Consider the following 12,996-nt stretch of genomic DNA (forward strand, 5'->3'; position numbering starts at 1 on the left):
CCGCCCATAATAACCAGCACGAGTGCTGGCCCGCTGTGCATTGCGTTCATAGCGCTTGGCCTGGCACAATGCTTCCGCTTCGGCATCCAGCAGACCGTTCAGCGTTTCTTCAACGCTCTGCCGGACAACCTCGGACACATGTGACCGTAATTCCTGCTCATCCACTGCGATAACCGGAACTTTCTTTTTCTCAAGCTCCTTGATACCTTTCATCCGTAGCCCTCCTTGTTGCTTGGGTGGTTTTGCTTAACCAAAGCCTAACCAACTTGGCGGGCTACTTCCATTTTTTAAATGTGCGAAAAATACCGTACGTTATCCAGGCCGCCCCCCTGACCACGCAGTATTACAGCCTGGATCTGCCTCCCGACTGGGTGGTGGTCAACGGCCCGGTCAAACTACAGGGCGCGGTGCAGGTGCTGCTGGGACAAAAAGACCACAAGGCCTCGGCCCTCATCATTGCGGGCCCGGCCCAGCCCGGCGAGGCCGAGCAGGCCGCCAGGGCCAACGCCCGTCGCCTGGGCGGCAACGAACCCGTGCGCCGCGCCGACGGGCAGTGGGAGTTCGCCTTCATCCAGGAGGGCGTCAAAGGCCTGGGGCTGGCCAGAGAAGACCCCGCCGCCAGACTTCTGCTTATGCTTGTGGTCAGCGGCGACGCCGCCCGCGCGGACTTCGTCTACCGCATGCGCGGCCCCTACAAAGCCCTGCTGCCCGTGGCCCCGGAGAAGCGCTGAGAAGTTGGGAGAGGGGGGGCGTTTTTTGTGGGGGAAAAGGAAACTTTTGAGCGCTGCTGTCTTTGCCCGTAACTAGCGCTGCTGTCTTTGCCCGTAACTTCCTTCGTCGTAACGGGCCAAGCTCCTCCGTCGTAACGGGCCAAGCTGACCAAACGTTTCCTCCCCCCACGCCCCGCCCCCCCTTTCTTCCCGGCAACGCCGCGGGCGCGGCCAGGATAAAAAAAGGGGGCCGCACGGCCCCCCGAAAAAAGTTTGTGGGGGCACGGCCCCGGCAGGGTTATCCCTTGGCTTTTTTGCCGGCCATCTGGTAGCGCTTCTGGGCGGAGAGCTCCAGCTTGCGCAGGCGGATGGACTGCGGGGTCACCTCTACCAGCTCGTCCTCGCGCACAAAGTGCAGGGCGTGCTCCAGGGTCATTTTTTTCACCGGCGTGAGGATGACGTTTTCGTCCTTGCCCGCGGCGCGCAGGTTGGTGAGCTTTTTCCCCTTGGTGGCGTTGACGTCGATGTCGTTTTCCCGGTTGTGCTCGCCCACGACCATGCCTTCATAGACAGGGTCGCTGGGTTCCACAAAGAGCACGCCGCGCGGCTCCAGGTTAAACAGGGCGTAGGCCACGGCGCTGCCGGCCCTGTCCGCCACGATGGAACCGGTGTAGCGGGTGGGAAAGTCGCCGCGCCAGCGGTCATAGCCTTCCAGGTAGGAATTCATGATGCCGGTGCCCTTGGTGTCCGTAAGAAATTCGTCCCGGTAGCCGATCAACCCGCGCGACGGCACGGAAAACTCCAGCCGCACCCGGCCCGTGCCGTTGTTGACGCAGTTGAGCAGACGGCCCTTGCGCTGGGCCAGCTTATCCGTCACCACGCCCATAAAAGTTTCGTCGCAGTCCACATAGAGGCGTTCCACCGGCTCCAGAGTGGCGCCGGTTTCGTCTTTTTTCAGGATAACCTGGGGCCGCCCCACGGAGAGCTCAAAGCCCTCGCGGCGCATGGTCTCAATCAGAATGGCCATCTGAAATTCGCCCCGCCCTTTGACCAGAAAGGCGTCCTTGTCTGTCGTGTCTTCCATGCGGATAGCCACGTTGCGCAGGGTTTCCTTGACCAGGCGGTCGCGGATGGCGCGGCTCTGCACAATTTTGCCTTCGCGCCCCGCCAGGGGGGAAGTATTGATGCCGAAGCGCATGGCCACGGTGGGCTCGTCCACGCGGATGCGGGGCAGGGCGCGCGGATTCTCGCGGGTGCAGATGGTGTCGCCGATGGTTACGTCCTCAATGCCGGCCATAACCACGATGTCGCCGGGGTTGGCCTGTTCCACCTCGGCCAGCTGCAGGCCGTCGTAAACCTGGATTTTGGTGGCGCGCAGGGGCCGGGGCTGGCCGTCTTCGCCGATGCAGGCCAGGGCCTCCTTGGCGTGCACGGTGCCGTGCATGATGCGGCCCACGGCCAGGCGGCCCAGGTAGTCGGAGTAGTCCAGGTCCGCCACCAGCATCTGGAAGGGCTGCTCCGGGTCGTGCACCGGGCCGGGGATGTGGCTGAGAATGGCCTCAAACAGGGGGGTAAGATCCTGCTGCTCGTCGTCCAGATTGTTCATGGCCACGCCCGTGCGGCCGATGGCGTAGAGCACGGGGAATTCCAGCTGCTCTTCGCTGGCGTCCAGGTCAATGAAGAGGTCGTAGATTTCGTTGAGCACTTCCTGGGGCCGGGCGTCCTTGCGGTCGATTTTGTTGATGACCACCACCACGGGCAGGCCGGCTTCCAGGGTTTTGCGCAGCACGAACCGGGTCTGGGGCAGGGGCCCTTCGGAGGCGTCCACCAGCAGGATGGCCCCGGTGGCCATGGAGAGGGAGCGCTCCACCTCACCGCCGAAGTCGGCGTGGCCGGGCGTATCAATAATGTTGATCTTGACCCCGCGCCAGGTGACGGCGCAGTTTTTAGCGGCAATGGTAATGCCGCGTTCGCGCTCCAGATCCATGTTGTCCATGACGCGCTCGTCCACCTGCTGGTCGGCGCGAAAGACGCCCGCCTGCTTGAAAAGCGCATCCACCAGAGTGGTCTTGCCGTGGTCCACGTGGGCGATGATGGCCACGTTGCGAAGATATTCATTGTGCTGCATGAAAAGGTGCCTCTATAGATCGCTGCAAAAATAGTGTAGGCCGCGCTTGTACGCATTTTTCAAAGTTTTGTCACCAGTGCCCGGATCAGGCGGCCCAGCTGCCTGCCCGTGGTCTGCGCCGCGGCAATGACCTCTTCCAGCGATACCGGGGCCATGCAGTCGGGGCGGTTTTTGTTGGTCAGGCAGGAAAGCCCCAGGACCCGCAGCCCCAGGTGGCGGGCGGCAATGACCTCCAGCACGGTGCTCATGCCTACGGCGTCGGCCCCCCACTGGCGGTAAAGGCGCGTTTCCGCCGGGGTTTCCATTTCCGGGCCGTGCACGCCGATGTAGACGCCGCGCTCCAGCCGGATGCCCATTTTGCAGGCGGTTTCCACGGCCAGATCCCGCAGCTGCGGGTCAAAAGGCTCGCTCATGTCGGGAAAGCGTGGCCCCCAGGCGTCGCAGTTGAGGCCCGTAAGCGGCGAAACCCCGGTGTGGTTGATCATGTCTGTCATGCACATGATGGAACCGGCGTCGAAATTGGGGTTGAGGGCCCCGGCGGCGTTGGTGACGATAAGGGTGCGCACGCCCAGGCCAGCCATGACCCGCACCCCCATACAGACTTCCGCCGGGCTGCGGCCTTCATAAAGATGGCAGCGCCCCTGCTGGATGATGACCGCCCGCCCCAGGCCCTCGTCCTCGCCGCAGCGGGCGGGGAAGCGCCCGCAGAGGAAGGCCCCGCTGTGCGAGGCCACGCTGGACGGGGGAAAGCCCGGCAGCGCGTCGTAAGGGACGGCGCGGGCGTCGGCCATTTTGTCCGCCAGGCCGGAAAGGCCTGTGCCCAGGACAATGCCCACGGGTTCGTCCGCGCCCGAGGGCGCGGGAAGGGCCGGTGCGGACAGCCCGGCCGACAGGCGCTTGGTCAGCTCGGCGGCAGCGCGCTGGACTTCCTGCGGATTTTGCATAAAATTATCCTCCCTCAGGGGCCCTACCCGTGCGGCACGCCGCGCGGCCCCGGCCGCGGCGCGGGTTTTGCGCGGGGACCAGCCCGCGCCAGTGGATTTTCTTGCTGAAAGCGGCTATATTGTGCCGCTGCAGCGTATGTATAGCCCGCCCGGCCCCGTCCCACAAGGGCCGGCGACGCATGCGCCCCGGCCCGGCGGCGCGCCGTCGGCCGGAGCAACCGCCACTGAGCGCCGCCCGGCGCGGATTTTTTACAGGAGATACGGCTTGGATACCCTTCAGGAAGGCTCTGCCTTGCAAAACCACAAAGTCCTGGTGGCCAACCGGGGTGAAATAGCCATGCGCATCATGCGGGCCTGCCGCAAGCTGGGCCTGGCCTTTGCCGCCGTGTACACAGCGGAGGACGCGGCATCGGGCCATGTGCGCCTGGCCCAGGAGATCGGAGGCGAAAAAAGCCTCTACCGCGTGGCCTCCTACCACGACGCCAATGAGCTGATGGCCGTGGCCGATGATGCGGGCTGCACCGCCGTGCATCCCGGCTACGGTTTTTTTGCCGAGGACTTCCGCTTTGCCCGGCGCGTGGCCAAACGCGACCGCAAGATGATTTTCATCGGCCCTTCGTGGAAGATCATCCGCGAGCTGGGGGACAAAATCAACACCAAGCGCCTGGCCCGCAGCCTGGGCGTGCCCACGGTGCCCGGATCGGACAGGCCCATTTACGACGAAATGGAAGCCGAGCGCATTGCCAAAAGCGTCTTTGAGTTCCAGGCGCAGCAGGGCATCAAGCGTCCGCTGGTGCTGGTCAAGGCCTCAGCGGGCGGCGGCGGCATGGGCATTGAAGAAGTGTACGATCCGGACCAGTTCCGCTCCGTGTTCCGGCGGGTGCGCAGCTACGCCCTCAGGCAGTTCAAGGACGAAGGCGTGCTCATTGAGCAGCGCATCACTGATTTCAACCACCTGGAAGTGCAGGTGGTTTCTGACCGCAGCGGCGCGAACCCCGTGCATTTCGGCACGCGCAACTGCTCCATCCAGTCCACGGGAAGGCAGAAGCGCATTGAGGTGGCCCCCGGCTTTGCGCCGGAAACCCTGGAATATACTTTTGACGCCACCAAGGTGCTGCACGACATTGTGGACTACTCCCTGACCATGGCCCGCAAGGTGGGCTACGACAACGTGGGCACCTGGGAGTGGATCGTCACCCGCCAGGGCGAGCCTTTCCTTATGGAAGTGAATACCCGCATCCAGGTGGAAAACGGCGTTTCGGCGCGCATCTCCAAGGTTAAAGGGCAGGGGGACGTGGACCTCATTGCCGAGCAGATCCGCATCGGGCTGGGCGAAGCCCTGGGCTATGCCCAGGCGGACATCAGCTTTGAAGGCGTGGGCATAGAATACCGTCTGATCGCTGAAGACCCGGACAACAACTTCACCCCCTGGGTGGGGCGCATTGAGAAGTTTGCCTGGCGCGATCAGCCCTGGCTGACGGTGCTGACCCATGTGCCCAGCACGGAGCCCTATGAAATTCCTACGGAATTTGACCCCAACTTGGCCCTGGCCATTGTCTGGGGCCAAGACCTGGAGGAAGCCAAGGCCCGTGGGCTGGAATTTTTGGGCGATCTCAGGCTGGAGGGGCACAATGGCGCGGGCGAGGCCCTCAAGTCCAACGTGGGCTTCCTGACGGCCCATACGGAGCGCATCCTGCGTTTCTGACGGCGCCGTCACCATGGCGCAGAAGTGTTGCGGCCATTATCCTAAGGAGTCTCCGTCCATGAGCAGCCTTACCCCGCCGCATTGCGCCGCCTGTCCGTTCAGGCGAGAAGAGCGGCTGTGCATGACCCCGGACGGCAAGCACCCGCCGGATTGCCCCACGGCCCTCTGCGCCGCCCAGGCGGAAGCCTGCCTGGCGGACTACGAACAGCCGGAAGTCCGGCGCATGGCCCGTGAAGCGGCCATTGTGGAGCGCGAAAGCTATGCCCTGCGCCCCGACGGCATGCGCCTGCCCTGTCGGCCGCGCATTCTGGAAATTGTGGCCTTTGCCAAGGCCATGGACTACCGGCGGCTGGGGCTTGTTTTCTGCATCGGCCTGCGCGCCGAGGCTAAGGAAACGGCCTTGATCTTTGAGGCCCACGGTCTGGAGGTGGTTTCGGCCGTCTGCAAGGTGGGGCGCATCCCCAAAACGCGCCTGGGGCTTGCGGAAGGGCAGCTCTTGTGCCCCCGGAACCCCGAAAGCATGTGCAACCCCTTGCTTCAGGCCCGACTCATGAACGAAGCCCAGGTGGAGCTCAACGTACTGCTGGGCCTTTGCGTGGGGCACGATACCCTGGCCCTGCGGCAGCTCAAGGCCCCGACCACCGTACTGGCCGTCAAGGACCGCATGCTTGGGCACAATCCCCTGGCCGCCCTGTATTCCGGCTATTTCGCCTATCTCAAAAAACCAGTGTAGCTGGCCGTACCCATTATGGACAATACGATAGAAAAACATATTCAGAATCTGCGCGACAGGCTCGCCTATCTGGTGGATATCTTCGCCGGCAAGCACAAGGACAACGCCCAGCTGCTGGAAGAAAAGCTCGCAGCCTTCGCAAGCCGCGCCCGTGCCGGGCAGCTGGAAGACCCTTTTGCCGAACTGGCCACGGTGGAGGATCTTTTTGGCTATGTGGAGCGCCGTCTTGACGCCGGCATCACGCCCATGGACCGGGTGCGCATTGTGCGCCACCCGCAGCGCATCTGCCTGCGGGACATCCTGGAAAACGTCTACGACAACTTCACGGAAGTGGGCGGCCAGGACGAGCACAGCCTGGACCCCAGCATGCTCATTGCCCGCGCCGTCATCACCCGCCGGCGCGGCAAAAAGACCTACACCCAGTCGGTCATGGTCATCGGGCAGGAGAAGGGCCACGGGGCGGAGTTTCGCAACGGCGGTTCGGTAAAGCCCTGGGGCAACGCCAAGGCGCAGCAGTATATGCGCGTGGCTGAAACCGAGGGCATCCCCATCCATACCTATATTTTTACGCCCGGTTCCTATCCCCTTGAGGACTACCCCGGCGCGGCCCAGCAGATCGCCCGCAATATTTACAGCATGGCGGGCCTGCGGGTGCCGGTCGTTACGGTTATTTCCGAAGGCGGCTCCGGCGGGGCCGAGGCCATCGGCCTGGCGGACAAGCGGCTTATGCTCTCCCACGGCTACTATTCCGTCATTTCGCCCGAAGGGGCCGCCGCCATTGAGGGCCGCCTCAAGGCCGGGCAGCGCGCCACGCCGGAGCTTATTGAGCACTGCGCGGAGCACCTCAAAATTACGGCGCAGGACAACCTGAAGTTCGGCTATATCGACCGCATTGTGCAGGAGCCCCCCTTGGGGGCGCGGCCCTGGCATTTCGACTTTTTCCGTCAGCTCAGGCAGGAAGTGCTGCGCGCCACGGACGAGGTGGTCATTTCCACCCGCAAGATGCCTGTGCTCAAGCGCCTGGCGCTTTCGCGCGTGCGGCGGCCCGACGCCAATCTGGACGACATGTACACCCGCTGGGGGCTTTCCTCCGCGGCCAAGGACCGCCTGCGCGCAAAGCGGCAGCAGAAGTTTCTGCGGCTCTCGCGCCAGGCCGCGCGCGACCGCCGCCCCTTCCTCACCAAGATGGCCGCCGCCTCCTGGGACTGGATCTCCAAACCCTGGATCAGCTTCAAGTACGATTTCTACCGCAAGCACCAGCGGCAGATACGCACCTTTGTGGAAGAGATGGGCAACGAGTGGGAGGTATTCAAGGGCAGGCTGCTGGCCCCTTGGCGTCGGCTCACCCGCAAGCTGCCCAGCGCCCGGCCAGATAACAAGGCCAAGGAGCTGACGGCCCTTTCCACCTGGTCGGACGACGGCCGCCGCAGCAAGTGGAACTACATCTCGCCCCGCTACAAGATCGACCGCGCCGTAACCTGCCCCAACAGCGCCTCTTACGGCTGCCTGGACCTCTGGGGGCCGGACCTTTTTGCCGAATTTGCCGGCGTGTGCAGCCACTGCGGCTACCACTTCCCCATGGAGCCGGAATGGTATGTGAAAAACGTCTTTGACCTCGGCTCGGTGTTTGAATTTAACAGCGAAATTGAGGCGGGCAACCCCCTGGACTTTCCCGGCTTCGGGGAGCGCATCGCCGCCGCCCAAAAGAAGACCGGGGCCAAGAGCGGCTGCATGACCTTTGAGGCCCGCATCGACAACATCAAGATGGTGGTGGCCATGCTCATGGGCACCTTCCGCGGCGGCTCCGTGGGCGCGGCCGAAGGCTATAAGTTTGTGGAGGCCGCCCAGCGCGCCGCCAAAAAGCGCTACCCCTTCCTGGCCTATGTGCACGGCACCGCCGGCATCCGCATCCAGGAGGGCACCCACGGCGTCATCCAGATGCCGCGCTGCACCGTGGCCGTGCGCCGCTACATTGAATCCGGCGGGCTGTACATGGTGCTCTACGACACCAATTCCTTTGCCGGGCCGGTGGCCAGCTTTCTTGGCTGCTCGCCCTACCAGTTTGCCGTGCGCTCGTCCAACATCGGCTTTGCCGGGCCGGGCGTCATTAAAGAAACCACGGGCATGGACGTGCCGCCCAAGTACCACCGCTCCTACCGGGCCCTCTCGCGCGGGCACATTCAGGCCATCTGGGACCGGCGGCAGATTCGCGCCAACCTCAAACAGGCCCTGCTCACCATCGGCGGGCGGAACCTGTATTATCGCTAGGACGTTATGATCAACATCTCCGCACTGCTGGACGAAATCAAGGCCGCGCCCTACCGCGAAATCGTCATCAGCACCCCCCACACGGGGCGCGTGACCTTCGCCGGGCTGCACCAGGGGGAAACGGCCCTGGGGCCGCAAGGCCTCTGGAAGGAAAAACCCGGCACCCTCGTGGCCACCCTGGAGCGCGAACACAACCCCAAGCCCATCTGCGCCCCGGAAAAAGGCGAGGTCAGCCGCATTCATACGGAGCTGGAAGGGGCCTTTGTGGAGGCGGGCACGCCTTTGGCCGTGCTGCGGCACAAGCTCACCCGCGCCGAGGTGGAGCACATCATTCTGCAAAAAGCCCTGCACCTCTTCCTTGCGCCGGAGCGCGCCAAATACTACTTCACGCCTGAGGTGGACAAAAAAATCCGCGCGGCGGACGCCCAGTCCGTGGCGGTGCGCGACGGTATGGAAATTCTGATCATGTCGCGCATGAAGCGGGAAGTGCCCCTCAACTACACGGGGCCGGACGGCGTCATCTACGCCGTTTACTTTAAATACAACGAGAATATGGACGTCGGCGCGCCGCTTATCGGCGTCTGCCCCAAGGACCAGTTGTCCGCCATTCAGGAAGTGGTCATGCGCGTGCGCACGGAATGGTCTGAAACGGAATAGTCGAGGCCCCGCAGCGCTCGCTGTCCTGGCGGCGCACAGGCGCACGCCGCCGCAAAGGCGCACGGCGAGGCCCTGCGACGCTGGGCGGGAGGGCCTGCCAGCCTGCGCGAAGGCGCATTCGCAAACCCCAATGAGCTGAAAATCCGTTGCGCTTTGGGCGGGCTTCGGCCCGCGCCCGGAGCCGGTTTTTTTGAGGAGGGCGTATGGGTAAGGCCCTGCAGATTCGCGTCACAGCCGTGACCTGGAACGAAGACCTGCTGGAGCAGCTTTGGCCGCAGCTGACCGAGCTGGCTTTCAGCGTGCCCATCAAACACGAAAAGCACGGCGTGCTGGAAATGGTGCGCGCCCTGGACGAGGGCCTGCAGTTTCTGCCCTGGTCCGAAGCCCGGCGCGCGGCCCTGGGCCCCGGCATCCGCGAGGCGGCCCGCATCAAGACCGCGCTGGAGGCCGCCCTGGCCGATTGGCAACCCCGTGAGGCCAACGCCCTGAGCGACAAGCTGGAAGACGTGCTGGACAGCCTGGAACAGGCCTTTGTGGCCTGACGCACGGCCCAACGCAACCTAACGGAGAATACTCCATGCTGAACAAAGTAATGATCATCGGCCGGCTGGGGCGCGACCCGGAGCTGCGCTACACGCAGAGCGGCGCTCCTGTGGCTTCCTTGAACGTGGCTACGGACGAATCCTATACCGACCGTGACGGCAACAAGGTGGAGCGCACCGAGTGGCACCGGGTTTCGGTGTTCCAGCGCCAGGCGGAAAACTGCGCCGCGTACCTTGCCAAGGGCAGCCTTGTCTATGTGGAGGGCAGCCTGCAGACCCGCAAATGGCAGGACCAGCAGGGCCAGGACCGTTATACCACCGAGATTAAGGCCCAGCGGGTGCAGTTTCTGGACCGCAAGGGCGAAGGCCCGCGCGGCGGCCAGGGCGGCCCCGGCGGCTATGAGGACGACTATGGCGCGCCCGCGCAGCGTCGCGGCGGCCAGGGCGGCGGCCCGCGCGGTGGGCAGCAGGGCGGCGGCAAGCCGCAGCCCCGGCAGCCGGAAGAAGACTTGGGTCCGGCTTTCCCTTCCGAGGCCTCCAATATGGACGATGTGCCCTTTTAGCGCAGATTACCTTTGAGAATATGCCTTCTCAAAGGTTACGCACGCTCGTTTCGGCGCTTACCAGCGCAGATGCAGGGCGCTTACGCTTCCACAGCGGGCGTCAGTCGCCAGGGCATTCCAATGTTGCAATGCCGTGCGGGCGGCAAGCCGCGCGCTCGCGAGCCGGAACGCCGCCACCAGCGTGATTGTTATACAAAGTCCACGGACGTCCCTGCGCAGCGTCCGTGGGCTTTGGCTTTGTTTGCGCGGCGGCCAAGGCGGCCCCGGCGGCTATGAGGACGACTATGGCGCGCCCGCGCAGCGTCGCGGCGGTCAGTCCGTTTCTTCGGGGATTGTCAGGGTGCCCAGAATGCGTTTTTCTTCGTGCGCCGGTTCCATGGTCACCTGGCCCACATCCGTTGGGTCGGTCAGCTCCCCATAAAACACGCAGCGGTTTCTTCCCTGGCGTTTGGCCGCATAGGTGGCCATATCCGCATGGTTGAAAAGCGTGGCGAAGTCCCGCCCGTCCTGGGGATAACAGGCCACCCCCAGGCTGGCGGTAAGGGAGAGGCTTGCCTCTGAGGCGCGGCACTGCGTGCGCAGCTGACTGACCAACCTTTGGGCGCGCTGGCGGATCTGCTCCCTGGACATCCTGGCAGTGCAAAAGACCAGGAATTCGTCCCCGCCCACCCGGCCCACGATGTCCGTATTGCGGAAGTTGCGGCTGATGATCCGGGCCATTTCAATGATGGCCTTGTCGCCCGCCGCGTGGCCCAGCCTGTCGTTGACGCTTTTGAAGTTGTCAAAATCGATCATGAACATGGCGTTGCCGCCGTCGTCCCCCGGCGCGTCTTCGTGCTGGTTAAGCATGTCCAGCATCCGCGCGGCGGCCTGCTCCGTAGCTTTTTTGTTGCGCATGCCCGTGGCGCTGTCCCTGTTGGCCTGGGAGCGGAGCTGAAATTCCAGGGCTTTTTGCTGGTCAATATCCGTAATAATGCCGAAAACATAAATGGGTTTGTCCTGGGCATTGGTCAGGTTGGAGGCCTCAATGCGGTACCAGCGGGCTTGCCTCTCGGCGTCGTAGAGGCGCAGATCCAGGGCGATTTTGACGTGGTGCGGGCGTTGGCGCACGGCCGTCTGGAAGGCGGCCAGGCGTTCCCGGTCCTGCTCGTGCACGGGGATGCCGGTGTGCTGGGGATCCGGCTCCAGGATGTTGAATACGCGGCCGAAAGTCTGCAGCCATTGGGCGGAACAGGAAAAATGGCCTGATTCCAGGTTCTGCTCAAAGATGATGATGTCGTGCTGCTCCAGAATGAAATGGTAGCGCTCGTCGGAAATGCGTTTGGCCTGAGCGGCCTCTTTGTTGTGGCTCACGTCAAAGATGATGCTCTGGATGTAGGGCGCGCCGTGGTCCACGCTGACCGGGGAGCCTTTGTGGCACATCCAGATGAGGGCCCCGCTTTTGGCCCGCACGCGGTATTCCGCATCAATGTGCAGCCCGCTTTCCAGCTGCTGTTCCATGGTGTTCAGGGCGCTTTCTCTATCGTGCTCATAGATGGTGGAGGCAAAGTCGTGGCCGAAATTGTGCAGAAATTCTTCCCTGGAATACCCGAGCATTTTTAAGAAATTGGGGCTGAGAAACAGGAAGGGCCCGTGCAGACCGGCGAACTTGATGACCCCGTCGGAAATGCTGGAAATGATGGAGCGGTAATCCTCCTGCTGCAGGCGCAACCTGTGGGCCGCGCGCCGCACCATGTACATCAAGGCCACGGCCAGCAGCGTAACCACCAGGATGATGCGCCAGATCAGGGTGGTGGTGATGGCGTTTTGCCGGGCCACCAGCTCTTTTTCCACTTGCTGCGGCAAGAGGGAAACCACCTGCCAGCCGAAGTCCGGCAACGGGCTGGTGTAAAGATAAAGGCGTTGGCCGGAATCGTGGTCGGCAAAATGCACAGCCGCGTTTTGCAGGCCTGCCTTGAACCGTCGCTGCAAAAAGCCGCGCAGGGATGGCGGCAACCCCTCCTGGCCGAACAGGGGCAGCAGATCCTCCATGCGTTTCTCCGGCGGGGGCGTCCAGAACAGGGCCTGCGCGTTGTCGTCCACCACCACGGTGTAGATGCTGCGGCCAAAGGCCATGGATTCCAGGCTTTGCTCCACCCGGTTCGGTTTGACGCCGCCCACAAGCACCGCCGCGACCTGGCCGCTGCGCCATACCGGCGCAGCCATGATCAGACATCGATCCTGCGGGCTGGTTTCCCGCATGCTGAAGCCTGCCGCGCCCGCGCGGGCCCGCAAAAAGGCCGGCGTATGGCTGTGGTCCACCGGGTTGCCATTGCAATCCGTTCCCTTGCCGTCCAGATCCGTCAGGCTGTAACAGCGCAGCCCTTGCGCCCGCAGCATGGGGGCCAGAGTGGTGACCATGCTGGCGGCTTCTCCCGGCGTTTTGTCGTCCAGCACTGCGGCCGCGCTTTTTAGTTCCGCCAGCTGTGCGGCGGCGGTCCGTTCCAAGCTGTTGGTATGGCGCTGGTGTATCTCCTGCAGCCGGGTAACCATGCTCTGGCTGAGGTTCTGGTTGGTCTGGTCCGCATAGTCATGTACAAAAAAAAGCAGCACCAGGAACAGTGCCGGCAAAAAAAGCGCCAAGGCGATGACGGTAACGGGCTTGGACATACGCACATCCGAGTGTTGGGTAAGGGCAGACTAATATCTTTGCCGGACAAAGGGAAGCTCTGGACCCGGCTTGAAAGATATTTTTAGGGTACGGAAT

General features: G+C 63.4%; 11 protein-coding genes. 7 read left to right on the top strand and 4 right to left on the bottom strand.

Going from position 1 to position 12,996, the window contains the following annotated elements; translation table 11 throughout:
- On the bottom strand, positions 1-213 hold a 213-nt coding region (locus BLS55_RS10795), incomplete at its 3' end, for a transposase (protein WP_180365459.1).
- Between the two features lie 80 nt (positions 214-293).
- Here BLS55_RS10795 and BLS55_RS10800 point away from each other — a divergent pair.
- Positions 294-731, top strand: coding sequence for a hypothetical protein (locus BLS55_RS10800; RefSeq protein WP_180365460.1), 438 nt, complete (start codon positions 294-296; stop codon positions 729-731).
- 277 nt (positions 732-1,008) lie between these two features.
- On the opposite strand, the gene typA is transcribed toward BLS55_RS10800, so the two are convergent.
- The gene (typA, locus tag BLS55_RS10805; RefSeq protein ID WP_092155093.1) at positions 1,009-2,838 is read right to left on the bottom strand and encodes a translational GTPase TypA; all 1,830 of its coding nucleotides are present in this window, start codon (positions 2,836-2,838) and stop codon (positions 1,009-1,011) included.
- A 59-nt stretch (positions 2,839-2,897) separates the two neighbouring features.
- Positions 2,898-3,782 carry a purine-nucleoside phosphorylase gene (locus BLS55_RS10810; protein WP_092155095.1) on the bottom strand — a complete coding sequence of 295 codons (885 nt, stop codon included), beginning with the start codon at positions 3,780-3,782 and terminating at the stop codon, positions 2,898-2,900.
- 265 nt (positions 3,783-4,047) lie between these two features.
- Between BLS55_RS10810 and BLS55_RS10815 the strand changes: the two genes are divergently transcribed.
- From BLS55_RS10815 to BLS55_RS10840, 6 genes are all read left to right on the top strand, one after another.
- Entirely contained in the window at positions 4,048-5,487 is a 1,440-nt protein-coding gene (locus BLS55_RS10815) for an ATP-binding protein (RefSeq protein ID WP_257243228.1), read from the top strand.
- A 58-nt stretch (positions 5,488-5,545) separates the two neighbouring features.
- Entirely contained in the window at positions 5,546-6,220 is a 675-nt protein-coding gene (locus BLS55_RS10820; RefSeq protein WP_092155097.1) for a DUF1847 domain-containing protein, read from the top strand.
- A gap of 15 nt (positions 6,221-6,235) precedes the next feature.
- Positions 6,236-8,488 (top strand): acetyl-CoA carboxylase carboxyl transferase subunit alpha/beta, encoded by a 2,253-nt coding sequence (locus tag BLS55_RS10825; RefSeq protein WP_092155099.1) that lies wholly within the window; start codon positions 6,236-6,238, stop codon positions 8,486-8,488.
- 6 nt (positions 8,489-8,494) lie between these two features.
- A complete protein-coding gene (locus tag BLS55_RS10830; RefSeq protein ID WP_092155100.1) occupies positions 8,495-9,145 on the top strand; it encodes a biotin attachment protein in 651 nt (216 codons plus the stop codon).
- A gap of 203 nt (positions 9,146-9,348) precedes the next feature.
- On the top strand, positions 9,349-9,687 hold the full coding sequence (locus tag BLS55_RS10835; RefSeq protein WP_092155102.1) for a hypothetical protein: 339 nt from the start codon (positions 9,349-9,351) through the stop codon (positions 9,685-9,687).
- Between the two features lie 35 nt (positions 9,688-9,722).
- Positions 9,723-10,250 carry a single-stranded DNA-binding protein gene (locus tag BLS55_RS10840; RefSeq protein WP_092155104.1) on the top strand — a complete coding sequence of 176 codons (528 nt, stop codon included), beginning with the start codon at positions 9,723-9,725 and terminating at the stop codon, positions 10,248-10,250.
- A gap of 312 nt (positions 10,251-10,562) precedes the next feature.
- Here BLS55_RS10840 and BLS55_RS10845 read toward each other — a convergent pair whose 3' ends face one another.
- Positions 10,563-12,899: a sensor domain-containing diguanylate cyclase gene (locus BLS55_RS10845; RefSeq protein ID WP_092155106.1), complete on the bottom strand. Its 2,337-nt coding sequence runs from the start codon at positions 12,897-12,899 to the stop codon at positions 10,563-10,565.
- Positions 12,900-12,996: the final 97 nt, after the last annotated feature.

Origin of the sequence: Desulfovibrio legallii, from assembly GCF_900102485.1 — a bacterium.
Lineage (GTDB): Bacteria > Desulfobacterota > Desulfovibrionia > Desulfovibrionales > Desulfovibrionaceae > Desulfovibrio > Desulfovibrio legallii_A.